Below are 19,544 nucleotides of genomic sequence, written 5' to 3' on the forward strand. Positions count from 1 at the left end.
ACTCGAAGTCGGGGAGCGCGACGACCTCGGCAACGTCCTCCAGCTCAGTGGACAGGCGATGGCTGGTGAGGACGGACTTGCTGCAAGCGGTCGTCGCGCGAGCCATGCAGCCGGTGAATGCCGAGCGCGTCCTACGCCTGCGTGCACTCCAAGCGCAGGACGGTGCCCCGTCGGTCGAACAGGTCGTTCGGGCGTTTGTCGAGCCGGGCCTGTTGTTGGACAGCCACCACAGCGATCGCCGTCCCGCGGTGGCCAGGTTCATCGGGCGCGTGTTGTTCGATCCCAGCGCACGCATCCGCCAACTCTTCGCCGATCAAGTCGACCCCGTAGAGGGGCGTTTTCTCGACGCCCTCGGCGCGGCCCTGCCCGACCAGGACGCCGATACTGTGCGATTCGGCTACACCAGCATGCTCGGGCTGCTGGCCCTGCATCAGGCGGCCACCTTCAGCGCGATTAAATGTCGACCCGCCGAAGGCAAGGGTGCGGCCAGCGAGGCTCCCTCCTCCGATGAGGGCCTCGCATGTGAGCGACTCGTTGGGTTCCTCACCGCTGGACTGACCCACGGGCTTCGCCCGACGAAGAATCACGGTCCCAGCTAACCGCTCCGCTCCCCTGCCTTGTCCCGGCTGGCACGGTCGCCGGGTCACCCACACCGGCGTACGGCCGACGGCAGGGCCATCCACGGACGAGTGACCCCCGGCGGCAGGATGGCCTTGCCCGGGGGTATGACGTCTCCGGTGGCACGGTACGCCCGGCAGCCCGGTCATTCACTCGCTGACACCCGTGCCCACCCGAGCGCAACCCGCCGCGCCAAGCGGCCAATACGGTCAGCGTCACTATGCCGGGCGGCGTGCCGAGCGTCCAATCTTCGGAACGATCGGCACGGGCAGCTTTGCCGCCAGCTCGTGCCGTCCGCAACATAGGGACACCCCGTCGGACCACGCACCGCACGCTGCGTGCAATCTCGGCGAAGATCCGGGCGCCACGGCACATCCCACCGTTCGGGCGTCGGGCTATCGGATGGGCGACGGATGACCCGAAGTACCCCATGCAGCCACCGGACCGCTTCGGCGCCGTTCGACGCGCGGGCTGGCTGCCCTGCTGTTGGCCGCGCAGACGCTGGTCGTGCTGACCGGAGCTAGTCCCGCTCGCACTGGTGTCTACCGCCACCGCCATCGTCCCGGCGACCTTCCAGTGGCCCACCCGCGCGAGGCGTCGGGCAAGTCGACGCCGGAGCCGCCCACGTCGAGCGGGCCCACCGTCGGCGAGCGCGGCGTCACTCGCCGCGGCGCTAGCGGAGGTGGATGTGCACCCACCCGGATGGCGAAGCGTCTGTCGAGCCGCATGCGAGAGCTACGGCCCCGAACCGAGGCTCCTTCCCGGCCGCCGGCTGCAGAAGCGGCGGCCGGGAAGGTCGGCCTCAATCATCGTCTCGTGCTGTTCGTCCTGCACTGCACCCAGCGCGCCGGTGGCATACGACTAGCTCGGGAAGCGGCACCGATGCGCCGTCGAATTGCGGCAGTCCGTTTGGCCTCAGCTCCCGCTGACGGCCGAGGTCCCCGCAGCCAGCTAGATCCTCAGACACACATCAACGAGATACGCCGGCCGCACCGCCCATCGCAGTCAGCACCCGCAGTTGTTCCATCCCCCGTAGCCGTACCTCTCATACCCGTGCGCGCCGTTCCAGCCGGATCGGTAGCCATGGTGGCGGTGGTGGTGACGGCGACCGTTCCAGCCACGCTGCCAGTCATTTCCCCAGTCGCCGCCGTGCTGCGCAACGGCCGCTGGCGCTGAGAGCCCTGACCGGGTCCCAACGGTCGTCGTCCCGCCGGGCGTGGCGGCGAGGGCGGTGCTCGAGCCGATAGCGACAGTGGTGCCGGCAGCCACCGCGAGCCCAACCAGGCCCATAGCTACCCGTCGTGTGTCGTACATGGTTTCCTCCTAAGTAACTTAGTACTTAATACTTATATCAGACAAATAGATCATTCGGGTCGCAATCGCCGCCCCGCCTGGATCACCCGACACCGGGTGGCAGGACAGGCGCTAGCCGCAACGCGCGGCAGCGCCGCTGATCGAAGCGCGTCAAGGGCAAGCCGGCTATGGGAATTCGACGTCGACGCGGGGATGCGCACGCCGGGGCAGCCGTAACCTGCGCAGCGTTTAGCCATTGCGCATGCCCACCAGGCGGCCCATCGCGTCTCCGCCGCCGAGGCAGTGGTTGCGTTACCGGGCGAGGGCGTCGGACAGGAAGCCGAGCAGGTCAGCTCGCCGGCGCCACGGATCGCGGTAGAGCCGCGGTCCGCCGACGCGGATGCGCAGCGCCTCCTGGATGAGGCGGTGCCAGCGATCGCAATAGGTGTCCAAAGCGTAGGCAGCGGCTTCAGTCTTCGACGTGACACGTCCAGCAGCCAGCGTGTGCCGCAACCGCGCCGCCCCCAGCACACCCCAGCTGACTGCCCACGGCGTGAGTCCCAGCAGGCCACGGGCTTTTCGGTCCCGCCACGGTGTCCAGTAGTCCCGGAGATTGCACTCGGTCGCCACCGCGAGCGCCGGCCAGTCCGTAAAGATGCCGATCTCCCCCACGGCTGCTCCGCGTATCGCAACGCCGCCCTGCGCGAGCACATGCCAGGTGACGAGGTGCCGCTCGAACCGTGACGCAGGTTCGACCCGCCATTCGTGTACAGACGGGCCTGCGGGGCATTCCGTCGGGTCGCGGGAGAGATCGGTCCACCTTGTGTACAACCCGTCGACGTACGGCCGACGCGGGCGGCAACGGCGTAGGTCGCGATGGATAGCTCGGATGATGTCCGGGTCGGGGGTTCTGCTCGTCACGGCGACGAAATCGATGTCACTGACGCCGGGGCAGTAGTCCGCCAGCGCGATCGAACCCTGCAGATAAAGCCCTTCGACCAGCCCAGGCGCCCGTCGATCGGCCATCTCCAGATAGGCCGCACACGTACGCGCAACGTCCTCGTCCATGGAACCTCCGGCTACCCATCGACGCTGACCGCTAGGGCGGCGTGCCGCCCAGCAGGAACAGGGTGCCACCGAACACGCCTCCACGGTGGGCCAGCCATCCGGGCGGGCGTGGCCGGACCCGCCCCGACGGCGCTGCCTCCACGCCTCTCACAGTTAGGAGTTCTAAGAAACTCAATTCCGTGGTGCTGGGCAGCGCCAGTGATGCGGCAACCACAGCGGGCGTCAGCGCTATTCGGAAACCGGCCGGCTGCGCCAGAGCGCCAGCGGCCGGCTTCGAGGAGCGCCGACAGCCATTTAAGACCTACTAGTCCGCGGAGCGCTTCTCACCTGAGGGTGGATCTGGGCTGACGTCGGCAGCCTGCGACCGACCGGTACGGTGCGCCCACCGCGCATGCACCGAGGCCACGAGGGCGCCCACCGTCACCACGCCGAGCGGCAGGAGAAAGCCCACCGAGGCGGGATCGTCAGCCGCAGCGCCCAGATACACGTAAGCGGCCGTGCTGGGCGCGATACCCACCGTGGTTCCCGCCACGAAGACCGCGAGGCGCACCGTGGTCGCACCAAAGGCGTAGTTGAGCAAACCAAACGGCAGAACCGGAGCGAGCCTCGCGTAGATGACGGCTGCGAGCCCGTGTCGATCCAGCCACCGCTGTAGCCGTGCGAGGCGGGCAGCAGGTCCTGCCCGTTGCTCCCGGTATAGAAGATAGGGTCGGCCCAGCGCCCGCCCGAGGGAGAAGGCGAGGGTCGCGCCTGCGACCGATCCCGCCAGAGCGCAGAGCACGCCGAGAGCCGGCGGGAGGAGCAGTCCCGCCAGCACCGCCGGGACCGCTCGCGGCACCAATACGAGCGCGGCCAGCACTGCCACAATCACCACTGCCACCGGTGTCCAGACTCCTGTATCGGCGACCGCCGCGCGTAGCTCCGCCGCCTCAGGAGGACCCGAGAGCCAGAGGGTGACCGCGCCGACGAGGAGCACGCCGACAAGCGCCGCGACCCGGAGCCGCAGCACGGTAACCGACGCCAGCCGACGTCGAGGACGCCGGGGAGCGGAGCCCCCGGGGTAGGCGCGAATCCTGGGACGCCGAAAGCGGACTCGCATCTCGCTATCTTGGCGGCCTGAGTCGCATCAGCCTCGCAGGCTGGCTGTCCATCTCTCCACGGGACAGCCTGTCGGCTTCGCACCCCGGAGGAACCCGAACCGTGCCCTCATCGACTATCCAAGCGAGGTAGTCGAGATCCTCCGTCGGACCAGCGTCGAAACACCGATGCAGCCACCAGGGGCACATCGATCTCCGTCGCCGCCGACTCACTCCGCCCTCCCTTGCGCTGGTCCGGTAGACCGACCGATCCTGCAGTCGACGCCGGGGAGAACCGCTGACGTCACAGCAAGGGGTGCATCCGTCGTGTGGCCGGGCGTCCTTCCCCGGCGTGCCGGGGTGGCCCCAGGGGAGCCCACCAGGGAAGGACGCGCGAACAGTATCTACCAAGTAACGTAGTAGATAGGCTCGGGCACCCGAGGCCGTGTACTCGCGACCCTGGCTGGGCGTGGCGCTCGCGGATCGTTCGAGTCGCAGCATCGCTTGCGGGGCTCGAGCACGGTAGTCGCTTTGCCGCTTGAGTGCCGACTTGACTCATGAGCGATCGCAGCGCCGCTTGCGGGTCGCGACGTGCGCCGCCGCGTCGGGCGACCGATCCGCGGAGAGCTAGGCAGAGAGGACACTAGGTCGGTGCGCCTACCCGAACTGCGCCGGCGCTGGGCTATCCGCCTACGCCATTCATTGCCCGAATTGTTGGTGATTCTTCCTGCGGTGGTGCTTACCGTCACAGGGATGGCGTGGCTCTGGCCCTCCGGTACGCCGGGCTCGGCGACGCCGGACGACTCCCAGTATCTCAACGGTACGGTGACAGACGTCCTACACGCTGCGTGCCCGGAGCCTTCGTCCGCTACCGGTGAGGTGCCGCCCGGCGTGTCTCCGGGGCAGATCGACTGCGGGACAGTCACTGTGCGGCTCGCCAGCGGTCCGAACCGTGGTGAGGAGATCACGGTCGATGTACCGAGCGGCCCCGGCGCTCCGGATGTGACCGCCGGTGACGAGGTGGTGCTGCTTTACCTTCCCGACACCCCGGTGGGCGAGCCGTATCAAATCGCCGATCATCAACGCGGACGCCAGCTCTGGGTGATCGCCGCCGCCTTCCTTCTGGCCGTGATCGCCTTCGGACGCTGGCGCGGCGTCACCGCCGTGGCGGGCCTAGGAGTCACCTTTGCGATCCTGTTGCTCTTCGTGGTCCCGGCGATCCTGGCCGGAGAATCACCGCTGCTCGTCGCTGTGGTCGGCGCGGCCGCCATCATGCTCACGGTCCTGTATCTGACACACGGGGTGAACCGGTCCACCTCCGTGGCAGTGATCGGCACCCTAGCCAGTCTCACCGTGACTGCGGTGCTGTCGGCAGCCGCTGTCGGCGCGATGCGCCTGACCGGCGCCGCTGACGAGCAGGCCAGCTACGTCAGCATCGTCCACCACGTCGACCTACAGGGCCTCCTGCTAGCGGGCATCCTCATCGGCGCACTCGGCGTTCTGGATGATGTCACCGTCACCCAAGCTGCCACAGTCTCCGAACTCGGCGCGGCCAATCCGGCCTACGGATTCAGGCAGCTCTACCGCGGAGCGACCCGTGTTGGCCGAGCCCACATCGCGTCGGTTATCAACACGATCATCCTTGCCTACGCCGGCGCATCCCTACCCCTGCTGATCCTGATCATCGACAGTAATCAGCCTCTCGGTCGAGTGCTGACCAACCAACTCGTCGCCCAGGAAATCGTCCGCAGCATGGTCGGCACCCTGGGGCTTATCTCGGCCGTGCCGATCACCACCGCTTTGGCGGCGCTGGCCGCCGGTCGCTCCCGGCGTCCAGCTGACCAGAGCGGAGAGCCCTTGCCGTCCGATCAGACAGTCCTCGACCCTCAGGGCGGCGCGCCCGATGAGCGCCTTGACCGGCTGGCGGCACTGTCCCGACGACGACGTGACCAGGAAGCCGAGCCGTGGTGAGCTAAGCAACCGATACGCACCAATTTACGCGAGCCGCGCACCCATCGGCCCACGCCAGTTTGACCCCGGCCCTCCGTCGCACCGGTGCCAAAACACTGATGCGGCCGCTAGAGTTTGCCGCCCCCGCCGCCTCATCATCGCGGTCTCCAGGCGACCGCCCGGTGGACCGATTCTCCGACCGACGCCGAGGGTTAATCGCCGGCTGCCAGAGCGACGGCCTCAACCCGGCGTGAGCCGGGCGTCCTCCCCCGGTCTGCGGGGGGTGGGCCACAGGGGCGACCGGGGAAGGACACACCAGCAGTATCTACTAAGTAGCCCAGTAGATACTGCTGGACTCTGCAGGGGGGCTATCTGCGGGGTCGGGCGCAATGCTGGCCATCCTCGGGCAGTTTCGTGGGCGGCGGAAGTGGGCGACTGCGTAGCGGCTCGCCGTGTTCATTGTCACCGATGGTTGCTGGACAGCGCAGACGACCTGGAGGGCAGCGGCCGTCCGTTGACTTGACGGCCACTGCCCTAGCCGCCAGTGCGCTCCAGCGGCTGCCGCCACGGGGGAGATCCGTGGCGGAACGTCAGCACTCACCCCCGCCAGTGAGAACTACTATCCCGCATAGTAGCCGATCCTATTCGCCGCGGAGGCCCGTGCCCGGTCGCCAAAGGCACCCGGAGGCTCCGCCAAGGACCGAGCGGGAGGGCCGGGGCGCAGCAGCGTACACCCCGGCCCTCCGGTTCAGCGAACGGTCACTGAGCAGCAGCGGGGGTGAGTTTGACCCGCCGCAGCAGCTGCGCGTTGAGCGCCACCACGATCGTCGAGACCGACATCAGGACCGCACCGATCGCCGGGCTGAGCGTGATCCCTGCCCAGGCCAGCACCCCAGCAGCAAGCGGGATCGCCACGATGTTGTAACCGGCGGCCCAGGCCAGGTTCTGGATCATCTTGCGGTAGGACGCGCGGGACAGCCGGATCACGCCGGTGACCCCACGCGGGTCGGACGAGGCGAGCACGACGCCGGCGGACTCGATTGCGACGTCGGTTCCGGCGCCGATGGCCAGCCCCACGTCGGCGCGCGCGAGGGCGGGTGCGTCGTTGACGCCGTCGCCGACCATCGCCACGGTCAGGCCGCGGGCCTGCAGGTCGGCCACTGCCCGGTCCTTGTCGGCGGGCAGCACCTCGGCGAAGACCTCGTCCACACCGGGCCGGAACCCGAGGTCGGCGGCGACGGCCTCGGCGACCGGGCGGGCGTCGCCGGTGATCATGACGATCTTGGCGATGCCTTCCGCGCGCAGCTCGGCGATGGCCTGCCGCGCCTCCGGCCGCACTTCGTCCTCGAGGGCGAACGCGCCGAGTATCTCGGGCGCGGCGTTGTCGGAGAGCCGGATCAGGTGCAGGACCGCAGCGCCGCGCTGTGACCAGGAGGCGGTGGTCGCCGATAGGTCGTCGGGCACCGTTGCATCCAGCTCGCGCAGCAGCGCGGGACCCCCGACCGCATAGCGGACGTCCTCGATGGTGGCTTGGACGCCTCGGCCGGTCAGGGACCGGAAGCCTGACGCGGTAGCGGTCAGGCCCCGGTCGGTGGCGGCGGTGACGATGGCCCGCGCGAGGGGGTGTTCGCTGTCGGCTTCGACGGCCGCGGCCAGGCGCAGGACGTCCTGCTCGGTGTGGCCGGTGGTGGCCGCGGTGGCGGTGACGGTGTGCGCGCCCTTGGTCAGGGTGCCGGTCTTGTCGAAGAGCACGGCGTCCACGGTGCGCATGCGCTCCAGCGCGAGGCGGTCCTTGACCAGGATGCCGGCCTTGGCCGAGACCGCGGTGGACAGCGCGATCACCAGCGGAATTGCCAGCCCCAAGGCGTGCGGGCACGCGATGACCAGGACGGTGACGGTCCGTACGACCGATTGATCGAGGTCGCCGAGGGCCCACCAGACACCGAAGGTGAGTACCGCCGCCGCGGTGGCGACGTAGAAGAGCAGCGCGGCGAACCGGTCGGCGAGGACCTGGGCGCGGCCACCGGCGGCTTGGGCCTGGGCGACCAGCCGGCCGATTCCCGCGAGTGCGGTGTCGTCGCCGACCGCGGTGATCTCCACCCGGATCGCCGAGTCGGTGGCAACGGTGCCGGCGACGACTCGGTCACCGGCCGCCCGGGAGACCGGGCGGGACTCGCCGGTGATCATCGACTCGTCGAGCTCCGCGCTGCCCTCGGTGATCCGTCCGTCGGCGGGAACCCGGCCGCCGGAACGCACCAGCACCACGTCGCCGACGCGCAAGTCGGCCACCGCCACCCGCTGCGGGGTGCCGTGTTCGTCGAGGCGTTCGGCGTCGTCGGGCAGGAGCGCGGCCAGCGCTGTGAGCGCACCCTGAGCCTGGCCGATGGCCTNCCGTGTTCGTCGAGGCGTTCGGCGTCGTCGGGCAGGAGCGCGGCCAGCGCTGTGAGCGCACCCTGAGCCTGGCCGATGGCCTTCATCTCCTGCCAGTGGCCCAGCAGCATGATCGTGACGAGCGCCGCGAGCTCCCACCAGAAGTCCAGGTCGAAGAGGTCGAGGCTGGTAGCGAGCGACGCGGTGTAGGCGACGGTGATCGCCATGGAGATCAGCAGCATCATGCCCGGCGCGCGATCGAGAACCTCGCGGGCGCCGCCGACGAGGAACGGCCAGCCTCCGTAGAAGAACACGACCGTCCCGAGGACGGGGCCGACCCAGTCCATGCCGGGGAAGTCCAGCCGGTAGCCGAACCAGTCCATGATCATGTGGCTGGTCAGCACGATCGGGACGGTCAGGGCCAGGCTCAGCCAGAACTTGCGGCGGAACATCTCCGGGTCGTGCCCGGCGTGCTTGTCATGCCCGCTGTGCCCGCCGTGCGCCCCGTGCCCGTCGTGGGCGGCATGGGCGCCAGGTCCCGCATGGTCGGCGTGACCTCCGTGGCCGGTACGCGACCCGGTTGCGCGGCCGGTGTGTTCGCCGGAGTCGTGTGCGTGGTGTTCGGCGCCCGGCGGGTTGGCGGGGAGCGTCGGGGCGCTGGGCGTTCCGCTTGTGGGTGAGCTGTCGTGGCTGCTCTGTTCGAAGCGCATGGTCGCCACCTCCTACCGCGCAACATATACCCCTACGGGGTATGATGCAAGGGCTATCCGCGCTTCATGAGACGACCGACCGCGGCCATCATCTCCGTCGCCATCTCCTCGGCGCGGCCCTCGGCGGCGCCTTCGTGCATGCAGTGCCGGGCGTGCCCGTCGAGCAGGCCCAGGGCGACCTTGTCCAGCGCCGCCTGGATCGCCGAGATCTGTGTCAGCACGTCGATGCAGTAGCGGTCGTCTTCGACCATCCGCTCGATGCCGCGGACCTGGCCTTCGATGCGGCGCAGCCGAGCCTGGAGCTGGTTTTTGTCCGCCGAGTAGCCGCGGGTGGAAGTGGTGTTCGCCATGGGCAAATCATATACCCCCTGGGGGGTACCGACATTTGGAGTGCTGTGGTCTTGCAATACGGTCAGGGGGTATGGGTATGGTGGTGGAGCGGACGCGGACCGCATCCCGGCGCAGCGGCGCCGGAGCCGCGCCCTCGCGAATCGGAAGGACGGATCGTCATGAGCAGCAGCCCGTACACCCGCACCTACGGCGTGACCGGCATGACCTGCGCCCACTGCGTCAGCTCGGTCAGCGCAGAGGTCGGCAAGCTGCCCGGGGTCAGCGACGTGCAGGTCGACTTGGCCGGTGGCACGGTCACCGTGACCAGCGCGCAGCCGCTGGACGACGACGCGGTGCGCGCGGCGGTCGACGAGGCCGGCTACGAGCTGGCCGGGTAATCGATGCGTACCCCGGTCAAACTGGCCGCGTACGCGCTCGGGCTGATCGCGTTGTTCGGCGCCTCCACCGGCGTCGGCAGCCTGGTTGGCCCGAGCGGGTCGGCCACCCCCACGCACGCCGCCGACAACGGCGGTGGCCACGACGACGGCGGTGAGGACCACGCGGATACCACCGCAGTGGCGCAGGTGCCGGGCGGGCTGCAGGTCGCCCAGGACGGGTATCGGCTGGTCCCGGTCACCGGCAGCCTGCCGGTCGGCGCTGCCCAACGATTCGCGTTCCGGATCCTGGGCCCGGATGGTAAGCCGGTCACCGACTACACGCCGACGCACGAGAAGGATCTGCACCTGATCGTGGTGCGCCGTGACCTGTGGGGCTTCCAGCACCTGCACCCGAGCCTGGCCGCGGACGGCACCTGGTCGCTGCCGCTCGGTGTCCCCGCCGCCGGGCAGTATCGGGTCTTCGCGGACTTCCAGCCCGCCGCACGGCCCGAGGCACTGACGCTCGGCGTCGACCTGGCCGCCCCCGGCGACTATCGCCCCGCGCCGCTGCCCGTTCCGGCGCGCAGCACTACCGTCGACGGCTACACCGTCACCCTCACCGGCGATCTGGTGCCGGGCACCTCGTCCCGGCTGACGCTGAGTGTCACCCGCGGCGGGAAGCCGGTGACCGACCTGCAGCCGTACCTGGGTGCCTATGGTCACCTGGTCGCGTTGCGCGACGGCGACCTGGCTTACCTGCACGTCCATCCCGACGGCACGCCCGGCGACGGACGCACTACGGCCGGGCCGCAGATCACCTTCTACGCCGAGGTTCCCTCGGCCGGCGCCTACGGGCTGTTCCTGGACTTCCAGCACGCCGGACGCGTCCACACGGCGACGTTCACCGCGTCCGCCGGCGGCATTTCACCGGCCCCATCGGGTACTCCCACCACCGCACCGTCGACCGGGGAATCCGATCCCGGCCACGGCCACGACGAGTAGGACCCACCGTCATGACCACCGACATCCAGTCGCTGCAGACCGCACCGAACCAGATCGAGCTACGCATCGGCGGGATGACCTGCGCGTCCTGCGCCGTGCGGATCGAGAAGAAGCTCAACCGCCTCGACGGCGTGTCGGCGACGGTCAACTACGCCACCGAGAAAGCCACCGTCGAGTACGCCGACGCGGTGAGCCCGGCCGACCTGGTCACCACCGTCGAGAACACCGGCTACACCGCCACCCTGCCACCTCCACCGCGCGCCGCGGACGAGCCGGCCGAAGCCGCGGACCCGGTCGACGAGCTGCGGCCGCTGCGCGCCCGGCTCTGGATCTCAATTGCTCTAGCGGTGCCGGTCATCCTGCTGGCGATGGTGCCGCCGTGGCAGTTCACCTACTGGCAGTGGGCATCGCTCACCCTCGCCGCCCCGGTCGTGGTCTACGGCGGCTGGCCGTTCCACCGGGCCGCCTGGACAAATGCCCGGCACGGCGCAGCGACCATGGACACGCTCGTCTCTCTCGGGACCCTGGCTGCGTTCGGCTGGTCGCTGTGGGCGCTGTTCCTCGGCGACGCCGGGGTTCCCGGCCTGACCCACCCGTTCCGGCTGGCGATCGAACGCGGCATGGCCACCAGCAGCATCTACCTCGAGGTAGCGGCCGGGGTCACGGTCTTCATCCTCGCCGGCCGCTACTTCGAGGCCCGCTCCAAGCGCAACGCCGGCGCCGCCCTGCGCGCCCTGCTGGAACTCGGCGCCAAAGACGTCACCGTTCTCCGCGACGGCGCCGAGATCCGGATCCCGGTCGACCAGCTGGCCGTGGGCGACCGGTTCGTCGTCCGGCCCGGCGAGAAGATCGCCACCGACGGCGTCATCGAAGACGGCACCTCCGCGGTGGACGCCAGCATGGTCACCGGCGAATCCGTGCCCGTCGAGGCCACCCCTGGCGACGCGGTGATCGGCGCGACCGTCAACGTCAGCGGACGCCTGACCGTCCGCGCCACCCGGGTCGGCGCCGACACCCAACTCGCTCAGATGGCCCGCCTGGTGGAGCAGGCACAGACCGGCAAGGCCGCTGCCCAGCGCCTGGCCGACCGCATCTCCGGGATCTTCGTACCGATCGTGCTCGCCCTCGCGGTGGCCACCCTCGGCTACTGGATCGGCACCGGCAATGGCCTCACCACCGCGTTCACCGCCGCGGTTGCGGTCCTGATCATCGCCTGCCCCTGCGCGCTCGGTCTGGCCACCCCGACTGCGCTGCTGGTCGGGACCGGTCGCGGCGCTCAGCTCGGCATCCTGATCAAGGGCCCGGAAGCACTGGAGTCCACCCGGACAGTCGACACGGTCGTTCTCGACAAGACCGGCACCGTCACCACCGGCCGCATGACCCTGGTGGACACCGTGCCCGCCGACGGAGAGGACGCCGCCGAACTGCTGCGGCTGGCCGGGGCGCTGGAGGCCGCCTCCGAGCACCCGATCGCCCAGGCCATCGCTCGGGCCGCGGCCGAGGGCGGGACGCTGCCGGCCGTCACCGGCTTCCGTAACGTCGAAGGCCTCGGCGTCCGCGGCACGGTCGACGGTCGCGAGGTGATCGTCGGCCGCGCCCGGCTGCTCACCGACGCGGGCCTTGCGATCCCCGACGCTCTCGATGACGCCCGTTCCGCGGCCGAAGAAGCCGGGCACACCGCGATCCTCGCCGGCTGGGACGGGCACGCCCGGGGGCTGCTCGCGGTGGCCGACGTGCCGAAGCCGACCAGCCGCGCCGCCGTCGCCGCGCTGCGCCGCCTCGGCCTTACCCCGATCCTGCTCACCGGCGACAACACCACCGTCGCCCGCGCCGTCGCCGACCAGGTCGGGATCGACGAGGTCATCGCCGAAGTCATGCCCGCCGACAAGGTCGATGTCGTCAAACGGCTCCAGGACCGGGGCAAGGTTGTGGCGATGATCGGTGACGGCGTCAACGACGCCGCCGCGCTCGCTCAAGCCGACCTCGGCCTGGCCATCGGCACCGGCACCGACGCCGCGATCCAGGCCAGCGACCTCACGCTGGTCCGCGGTGATTTGATGGCCGCCGTGGACGCGATCCGGCTGTCCCGCCGCACGCTGGCCACGATCAAGGGCAACCTGTTCTGGGCCTTCGCCTACAACGTCGCTGCTCTGCCGCTGGCCGCCGCCGGATTGCTCAACCCGATGATCGCCGGCGCCGCGATGGCCTTCTCGTCCGTCTTCGTCGTCTCCAACAGCCTCCGCCTGCGCGGCTTCCGGTCCGCGGCGAACCCGTCGACCTGACCTACCGGGAACACCTACCCGCGGTCGGCACGCAGGTGACCGCCGCCGCCCTGACCGACGGCGGCGGTCACCGTGGACGTTTGGGTCTCTCAACCCTCCGCCGTCCGTGGTGCGCCGCCGGTGGTCGGCCGGAGCCCGTCGAGGATGAGGGTGACCAGCCGGTCCCGCGCCGCCGATGAGTGCTGGACGCGGGCGGCCGCGAGCGCGTGGAGGCAGTAGTCGGCCATTTCTGCGGTCGGGAAGTCGTCGCGTACCGCGCCGGTCGCACTGGCAGCAGCGATTACCTCGGCGATCAGGGCGCGGAGCCGCTGCAACGCCTCGCGCACGTGGGCTCCACCATGCAGGGCCACCAGCATGCCTGGGGCTGGCGGCCCGCCGTGGTCATGCGGCCCGCCGGAGAGTTCTGCGTAGGCGCGGAGCACGACCTGGAGACGCTCGTCCGGATCGCCGACCGTGGCCGCGGCCTGTTCCAGTTGGCGCAGATGCTCGGCGACCTGGCGCTCATGCCAGGCCGTCACGATCGCGTCGACGTCGCCGAAGTACTTGTAGAGCGTGGCCCGGCCGATACCCGCCCGCTGCGCGATCGAGGACATGGTCACCGTGGCCAGGCCCTGCTCGGCGATCACCGCCGCCGCGGCATCCAATATCGCCGCCTCGACCGTGCGCCGGTGTTCATCGATCGTCGCGTCCCACAACTTCGGCACACGCCGATGATACGCAGCGCCCTGCCTTCGACGGAATGACTTGACTGTAGACACTGTGTCTCGCAAAATCCCGGATGACAGGCGTCGGAGCGACGGAGGACTCAGTGACGAACTCATCAGCGGCAGACGAGGGCAGTCGCCGCGAGGCCGGACAACTTCCGGGGACGGCCGGACCGGATGACGCGGCCCACGGGAAAACACCCGACCGGACGCAGGTCCCCAGGTGGGTATGGGTCTTCACGGTGATCGGCCTGCTGATCGCGATCTTCGTCGTGATCCTGCTGCTGGCCGGGCACGGACCCGACCAGCACGCAGACACGGGTCTCCCGCACGGCGTGCCGGTGGCCGTTGGCGCCGGCAACGGCTGGTGAGGACTCTCCGCCGACCGGCACGCAACGTGGCGCTCGTCGCGCACGTCGGCACCTCGGTCGGCTGGCTCGGTGCAGTGCTCGTCTCTCTCGTCCTCGGCGTCGTCGGCTTGTGCTCCACCGACCCGGTGGTGACGCGGTCGGTATACGTGACGCTCGAATCGATGGGATGGTGGACTCTGGTCCCCCTGAGCCTGGCCAGTCTCGGGACGGGACTCATCCAGTCGGCGGGCACCCAGTGGGGACTGGTCCGGCACTACTGGGTGATCTTCAAGCTCCTGATCAACCTTCTGGCCGTGGCCGTGCTCCTGCTCTACATGCAGACACTCGAGCACCTCGGCCAGCTGGCTCGTGACGCCCCCGACCCGGCGGGGCTGGAGCAACTCCGCACGCCATCGCCGAGCATTCACGCTGCGGCGGCGATGCTGCTTCTCACCACCGCGCTCGTGCTGTCCGTCTACAAACCCCGTGGACTTACACCGTGGGCCGCCCGGCCGGCCCGCACCGACTCGCCCAGCCTCAGGGCTGAGCACGGCCAGTCGGAACCTCGCTGACGCACACGTCGTGGTAGCCGCGTTGAAAACATCGTGTCAGTGGCAGCGGCCAGCGACGATGGTCGCGCCGGGTGATGGAGCCGGGCCGCTGCGGCCGGTTGCGGAACCGCGCGTTAGCGCGTGCGCGGATCAGACTCCTCGAATGCGGCGTCGCCGCTGAGGTACCGCCCCGGAGAAGTACCGACGATTCGGCGGAACGCCGCGAGGAACGCGCTCGGTGTCGCATATCCCACGGTGTGCGCGACCCGGGACACGGGTCGGCCTTCGGCGAGGAGGGGCAGAGCAGCCCGCAGCCGTACATGGGTGCGCCAGCGCTCGAAGCTCATGCCCGTGTCCTGGACGAACAGCCGGGTCAGGGTGCGTCGGCTGACTCCGACCGCCCGAGCGTGGGCGTCCAGGCTCCGCGGGTCAGCGGGATCGGCGAGCAGCGCATCGGCCACGGCGCAGACGCGTTCGTCGACCGGAGGCGGCACGTCGATCGGCATGCTCGGCAACGGATGCAGCAAATCCAGCACGACCGCCTCGGCCCGCAGCCGCACGTCAGCACGGAGATCCTGTCGGTTGAGGTGGCCGATCAGCTGAGCTAGCAGCCCGTCGACGCCCACCGGCGTTGGCTCAGTCCAATCGAGAGCGCACCGGTCCGGCTCCAGGTAGAGGCTGCACAGCACCGCGTCGCGGGTCGCACCGGTGCGGTGGACGACCCCGGCGGGTAGCCACAGTGCCCGGGTGGGCGGCAGAACCCAGTAGGTGTCGCCCACCGCGACGCCGAGTACACCACGTCGGGTCCAGGCCAACTGGTGCTGCGGATGGCTGTGCGGGGCTAGCCACTCTCCGGCCGACAACGGGAAGTTCCCGACGACGATCGCCCCCACCCCGGGTGGGGCAGCGCAGATGATGGCCTCGCTCACGTGCACCAGCGTATGTCCTCAACGCGCTATTACGTGGCCCCGTAGCGGACTGCGGCCAGCTCGGGCCGTCCATAGCGTCATCGCCATGCCCCTCAATTCTTCTACATCGCCGGCACTACCGGAGGACGGCCAGGGCGTCGGCGCCGGCGGGGTGACGCCTGTCAAGACCTCAGCGTCAACTGTCGCCCCCGCGACCGGCCGCCGCCGCGCGGCGCTGATCGTGCTGTGTTTCGTGCAGTTCATGCTCGTGCTGGACGACACCGTGGTCAACGTGGCGCTGCCCAGCGTCCGGGACGAACTCGGCTTCAGCGCCGCGGGTCTGGCCTGGGTGGTCAACGCCTACTTCCTCGCCTTCGGTGGGCTGCTGTTGCTGTTCGGCCGCGCAGCCGACCTGTGGGGGCGCCGACGCGTCTTCCTCAGCGGTGTCGCACTGTTCGGCGCGGCAAGCCTCGCCTGCGGGCTCGCTCAGGAGCCGTGGCAACTCGTAGCCGGACGGTTCATCCAGGGGGCGGGCGCGGCGATGGCCGGACCCGCCGCGCTCTCACTGATCACACTGTTGTTCCCCGGCGCCGACGAGCGCGCCAAGGCGCTCAGCATCTGGGGCGGCATCGCCGGTTTGGGCGGCACGATGGGCCTGGTGATCTCCGGCGCTCTGACCCACCTGACGTCGTGGCGCTGGATCTTCCTGATCAACCTTCCCGTGGCCGTCATCGCCCTTGCCCTGCTCCCGCGGCTGGCCGCCGAGAGCCGCGCCACCCGCCAGACACGCCTGGACCTACCCGGCGCGGCACTGGGCACCGGCGCCGTGGTGTCTCTGGTCTACGGCTTGCTCCGCGCCGGGGAGTCGGGCTGGGCGCAGGCGGCCGTTGTCGGGCCCCTCGTCCTCGCCCTCCTCCTCGCCGTCTCGTTCCTTGCGGTCGAGCTGCGCACCGCAGAGCCGCTAGTGCCGTTGTCGTTCCTGGCCTCCCGGATCCGCGCCGTCGCCAACGGCGCGACGCTGTTGTTCTCCGCCGCCTTCTATGCGATGGCCTTCCTGCTCATGCTCCAGTTGCAGACCGGGCTCGGGTACGACCCCCTCACGGCAGGTCTCGCCTACCTGCCCTACGGCGCCGGAATCCTCGCTGGCATGTGGCTCTCCTCCCGAGCGTTGATCAGGCTCGGAATGCGCTGGACCCTCGTCATGTCGTTCCTGATCAGCTCGGCCGGGCTGCTGCTGCTCTCCGGCGTGGCGCCGAGCGACAGCTACGCATCCGGTGTCCTACCCGGCGTGCTCGTCGCGAGCCTGGGATGTGGCCTGAGCCTGCCCGCCCTCACCGTCGCCGCGGTCACGGGCACCACCCAGGAGAACGCCGGCCTCGGCTCGGCCGTCCTCAGCTCCGTCCAACAGATCGGCGGCGCTGTGGGCGTAGCGGTACTGGTCTCCCTCGCCGCCCGCCGCGGCGAGGCCCTCACCGAATCGGCCGGCCCGCTACACGCCGCGACCGACGGCTATTCACTCGCGCTCGCTGCCGCCGCCGCACTCCTCGCCTTCGGCGCCGCCCTCATCGCCGTCCTGCTCCGACCCCGCCGCGACAACTCCCTCCCTCAGCCGCAGCCGCAAGCAGCACAAGACGGCGGACCTGCCTGACGGAGCCGTCCGCAACCTCGCCGCGTCGTTCCAACGGTTCCGACGCGAAGGCAGTGGTCGCGGTCGGTGCAGAGGGCGATCATGCGGAAGGCAGACACTTCGTCAAAGCCCGACGCGCCCTTGTGCAGCCGGTCGGCGGCAATACGCTCAGCGCTGATCAGCGCTGCCCGTGCCCGCCTGACCCGGGCGGCTTTCCGACGGCGCCGCCAGGGCGGTCAGGATCGTGGCGTCGAGGACGTGAGCAGCCTGGTCGGAGGGAAGGCGACCGGTGTTGACGTCCTCGGCCGCGCCGTGCAGCAGGGTGTAGACCACGGTGACGAGCCAGGTCCGTGGCAGGTCGGTGCGGAAGACGTTCGCTTCCTGCCCGCGGGCGAGGAGTTGCTCGACCCGGCTCATCGCCGGGTCGTGGTGCGCGCGGAGCCGGGTGGGGCCGAGCTCACGCTGGGCGACCTCGAACAGCCGCCGGTGGCGGTCGAGGACCTGCCACGACGAGCGCACCAGTCGGCGCAGCGCTTCGTCGGCTGGTCCCTCGTCAGGTGCGCTCTCCTCGACGACCGCGCCGGACTGGGTCATCGCGTGGTCGAGCACCGCTTCCAGAAGTGCCTCGCGGGACGGGAAGTGGGCGTAGAGCGTGACCCGGCCGACCCCCGCCGCACGGGCAACCTCACTCATGCTGAACTGCGACTGCTGGCTGAGGCAGGTCATGGCCGCATTCAGGATGGCGACGACGTTGCGCTCGGCGTCGGCGCGGCGCCGGGGCAGGCCGTCTGGCTGCGTTCCGGCGCCGCGCCGCGAGGTTGAGCTGTCCACGGTAGGTCAGCCTACGGCCGCTCAGTGGACGAACACCGGACCGTCTGTGGCCGGAGGCCGTCCCGCGGGCACCAGCCAGGCCACCACTACGGCCATGACCGCCGCGATGATCGCGGCGCCGGTGAAAGCGGTGCCGAACCCGCTGATCCCCGCCCCGGCGAGGCTGCTCGCCGCCAGCGTCGAGACGAAAGCGATGCCCAGAGTGGCGCCCAGCTCGTGACCGGTGTTGATCAGCCCGGAGGTCGTGCCCGCCTCCGAGGGGTCGACGTGGGCCATGGCCGTGGTGGTTGCGGTGACAAAGACCGCGCCGAGCCCGAGCCCGGAGATCGCAAAACCTGGCAGCAGGGTCAGCGCGGGGTTGCCTTCGGCCGGGAGCTGCGTCAGCAGTAAGGCGCCGGTCGCAGCGAGCGCAAATCCTGCCGCAGCGGCTGGACGTCCACCGAAGCGGCCGATGACCCGGACCCCCAGGTGGGTGCCGAGCCCGATCACCACTGCCACCGGCAGGAACAACAGTCCGGTCCGCAAAGGACTCAGCCCGAGTATGTGCTGCAGATACTGCGAGGACAGGAAGAAGGTGGCCAGCAGCAATCCGGACGCGGCCAGCATCACGAGATTCCCCGCCACGACGGGCCGCCGCGCCAGCAACGTCCACCGAACCAACGGTGTGGTGACCGCGCGCTCGATTCCGGCGAAGACGGCCAGCAGCAGCAGTCCGGCGGCGAGCGCGAGCAGCGTCCCGAGATCTCCCCAGCCGGCGTCACCGGCGCGCACCAGTCCGTAGATCAGCGTCGCCACTCCCCCGGTGGCAACCAGTGCACTGGGCACGGCGACTCGGCCGGGCTGCTGCGACGGCCCACCGGGGAGCAGCAGCGGCAGCGCAATCGCGACCAGGACACCGACCGGAACGTTAATGAAGAAGACCCACTCCCAGCCGGGCCCGGCGGTGAACAGCCCACCCAGCAGCACGCCGATCGCCGCCCCCGCGCCGCCGATCGCGGCCCAGACGCCCAGCGCCCTGTTCCTATCCGGTCCGTGGAACGTGGTGGTCACGATCGAGAGCGCCGCAGGCGAGAGCAGCGCGGCGCCGACGCCTTGCGCCGCGCGGGCGCCGATGAGCAGCGTCGCGTCCGTCGCGAGTCCGGAGGCGAGCGAGGCCAGCGTGAACGCCGCCAGCCCGGCCAGGAAGACCCGGCGCCGGCCGAGCACGTCGGCGAGGCGTCCACCGAGCAACATCAGGGCGCCGAAGCACAAGGTGTAGGCGGTGACCACCCAGGTCATGCCGGCCCGCTCGAGGTGCAGTTGGTCGGCGATCACCGGTAGCGCGACGTTCACCACGGTCACGTCGAGGATGACCATGAACTGCGCCAGGCACAGCAACACCAGCACCCACCAACGGCGCGGTATCGAGGTGGACGGGTGCGCCGGTGGATGCCCAGGCGCGGTGATGTGACTCATCGAGAGTGCCTCCTAAACCGAACACTGCTGTTCGGTTTAAGG

15 protein-coding genes and 1 pseudogene are annotated in these 19,544 nt (G+C 70.0%); 8 read left to right on the forward strand and 8 right to left on the reverse strand.

Annotated features, from left to right (window positions below):
* Positions 1–77: 77 nt before the first annotated feature.
* Positions 78–599, forward strand: coding sequence for a TetR/AcrR family transcriptional regulator (locus ABEB28_RS22070; protein WP_345730067.1), 522 nt, complete (start codon positions 78–80; stop codon positions 597–599).
* 1,624 nt (positions 600–2,223) lie between these two features.
* On the opposite strand, the gene ABEB28_RS22075 is transcribed toward ABEB28_RS22070, so the two are convergent.
* A complete protein-coding gene (locus tag ABEB28_RS22075; protein ID WP_345730068.1) occupies positions 2,224–2,979 on the reverse strand; it encodes an aminoglycoside adenylyltransferase domain-containing protein in 756 nt (251 codons plus the stop codon).
* A 304-nt stretch (positions 2,980–3,283) separates the two neighbouring features.
* Entirely contained in the window at positions 3,284–3,988 is a 705-nt protein-coding gene (locus tag ABEB28_RS22080; RefSeq protein ID WP_345730069.1) for a TVP38/TMEM64 family protein, read from the reverse strand.
* An 820-nt stretch (positions 3,989–4,808) separates the two neighbouring features.
* On the opposite strand from ABEB28_RS22080, the gene ABEB28_RS22085 reads away from it, so the two are divergent.
* On the forward strand, positions 4,809–6,026 hold the full coding sequence (locus ABEB28_RS22085) for a YibE/F family protein (RefSeq protein WP_345730070.1): 1,218 nt from the start codon (positions 4,809–4,811) through the stop codon (positions 6,024–6,026).
* Between the two features lie 738 nt (positions 6,027–6,764).
* On the opposite strand, the pseudogene ABEB28_RS22090 reads toward ABEB28_RS22085, so the two are convergent.
* A pseudogene (locus tag ABEB28_RS22090) lies at positions 6,765–9,085 on the reverse strand (heavy metal translocating P-type ATPase).
* Between the two features lie 53 nt (positions 9,086–9,138).
* Positions 9,139–9,435 carry a metal-sensitive transcriptional regulator gene (locus tag ABEB28_RS22095; RefSeq protein WP_345730071.1) on the reverse strand — a complete coding sequence of 99 codons (297 nt, stop codon included), beginning with the start codon at positions 9,433–9,435 and terminating at the stop codon, positions 9,139–9,141.
* 159 nt (positions 9,436–9,594) lie between these two features.
* Between ABEB28_RS22095 and ABEB28_RS22100 the strand changes: the two genes are divergently transcribed.
* The 3 genes from ABEB28_RS22100 to ABEB28_RS22110 are packed head-to-tail and all read left to right on the forward strand — an operon-like array spanning position 9,595 to position 13,076.
* Positions 9,595–9,813, forward strand: a complete 219-nt coding sequence (locus ABEB28_RS22100; protein ID WP_345730072.1) for a heavy-metal-associated domain-containing protein — start codon at positions 9,595–9,597, stop codon at positions 9,811–9,813.
* A 3-nt stretch (positions 9,814–9,816) separates the two neighbouring features.
* Positions 9,817–10,794, forward strand: a complete 978-nt coding sequence (locus ABEB28_RS22105) for a hypothetical protein (protein WP_345730073.1) — start codon at positions 9,817–9,819, stop codon at positions 10,792–10,794.
* Between the two features lie 11 nt (positions 10,795–10,805).
* A complete protein-coding gene (locus ABEB28_RS22110) occupies positions 10,806–13,076 on the forward strand; it encodes a heavy metal translocating P-type ATPase (RefSeq protein ID WP_345730074.1) in 2,271 nt (756 codons plus the stop codon).
* Between the two features lie 89 nt (positions 13,077–13,165).
* On the opposite strand, the gene ABEB28_RS22115 is transcribed toward ABEB28_RS22110, so the two are convergent.
* Positions 13,166–13,780 (reverse strand): TetR/AcrR family transcriptional regulator, encoded by a 615-nt coding sequence (locus ABEB28_RS22115; RefSeq protein WP_345730075.1) that lies wholly within the window; start codon positions 13,778–13,780, stop codon positions 13,166–13,168.
* A 242-nt stretch (positions 13,781–14,022) separates the two neighbouring features.
* Between ABEB28_RS22115 and ABEB28_RS22120 the strand changes: the two genes are divergently transcribed.
* Together ABEB28_RS22120 and ABEB28_RS22125 are read left to right on the forward strand one after the other, a co-directional pair.
* Positions 14,023–14,151 carry a hypothetical protein gene (locus ABEB28_RS22120; RefSeq protein WP_345730076.1) on the forward strand — a complete coding sequence of 43 codons (129 nt, stop codon included), beginning with the start codon at positions 14,023–14,025 and terminating at the stop codon, positions 14,149–14,151.
* Between the two features lie 26 nt (positions 14,152–14,177).
* Positions 14,178–14,702, forward strand: coding sequence for a DUF2269 domain-containing protein (locus tag ABEB28_RS22125; RefSeq protein ID WP_345730077.1), 525 nt, complete (start codon positions 14,178–14,180; stop codon positions 14,700–14,702).
* A 113-nt stretch (positions 14,703–14,815) separates the two neighbouring features.
* On the opposite strand, the gene ABEB28_RS22130 is transcribed toward ABEB28_RS22125, so the two are convergent.
* Positions 14,816–15,610, reverse strand: coding sequence for a helix-turn-helix transcriptional regulator (locus tag ABEB28_RS22130; RefSeq protein ID WP_345730078.1), 795 nt, complete (start codon positions 15,608–15,610; stop codon positions 14,816–14,818).
* Between the two features lie 85 nt (positions 15,611–15,695).
* Between ABEB28_RS22130 and ABEB28_RS22135 the strand changes: the two genes are divergently transcribed.
* A complete protein-coding gene (locus tag ABEB28_RS22135) occupies positions 15,696–17,237 on the forward strand; it encodes an MFS transporter (RefSeq protein WP_345730079.1) in 1,542 nt (513 codons plus the stop codon).
* A 147-nt stretch (positions 17,238–17,384) separates the two neighbouring features.
* On the opposite strand, the gene ABEB28_RS22140 is transcribed toward ABEB28_RS22135, so the two are convergent.
* Positions 17,385–18,047, reverse strand: a complete 663-nt coding sequence (locus tag ABEB28_RS22140; protein ID WP_345730080.1) for a TetR/AcrR family transcriptional regulator — start codon at positions 18,045–18,047, stop codon at positions 17,385–17,387.
* A gap of 21 nt (positions 18,048–18,068) precedes the next feature.
* A complete protein-coding gene (locus ABEB28_RS22145) occupies positions 18,069–19,502 on the reverse strand; it encodes an MFS transporter (protein WP_345730081.1) in 1,434 nt (477 codons plus the stop codon).
* Between the last annotated feature and the right edge of the window lie 42 nt (positions 19,503–19,544).

It is taken from the genome of Cryptosporangium minutisporangium, assembly GCF_039536245.1.
In the GTDB taxonomy this organism is placed as follows: Bacteria; Actinomycetota; Actinomycetes; order Mycobacteriales; family Cryptosporangiaceae; genus Cryptosporangium; species Cryptosporangium minutisporangium.

What these genes read in the sequence shown, in the direction of transcription:
- ABEB28_RS22085 (WP_345730070.1), top strand. Translation starts at nt 4,809, where the DNA reads ATGGCGTGGCTCTGGCCCTCCGGTACGCCGGGCTCGGCGACGCCGGAC.
- ABEB28_RS22095 (WP_345730071.1), bottom strand. Translation starts at nt 9,435, where the DNA reads ATGGCGAACACCACTTCCACCCGCGGCTACTCGGCGGACAAAAACCAG.
- ABEB28_RS22105 (WP_345730073.1), top strand. Translation starts at nt 9,817, where the DNA reads ATGCGTACCCCGGTCAAACTGGCCGCGTACGCGCTCGGGCTGATCGCG.
- ABEB28_RS22145 (WP_345730081.1), bottom strand. Translation starts at nt 19,502, where the DNA reads ATGAGTCACATCACCGCGCCTGGGCATCCACCGGCGCACCCGTCCACC.
- ABEB28_RS22135 (WP_345730079.1), top strand. Translation starts at nt 15,696, where the DNA reads ATGCCCCTCAATTCTTCTACATCGCCGGCACTACCGGAGGACGGCCAG.
- ABEB28_RS22110 (WP_345730074.1), top strand. Translation starts at nt 10,806, where the DNA reads ATGACCACCGACATCCAGTCGCTGCAGACCGCACCGAACCAGATCGAG.
- ABEB28_RS22075 (WP_345730068.1), bottom strand. Translation starts at nt 2,979, where the DNA reads ATGGACGAGGACGTTGCGCGTACGTGTGCGGCCTATCTGGAGATGGCC.
- ABEB28_RS22100 (WP_345730072.1), top strand. Translation starts at nt 9,595, where the DNA reads ATGAGCAGCAGCCCGTACACCCGCACCTACGGCGTGACCGGCATGACC.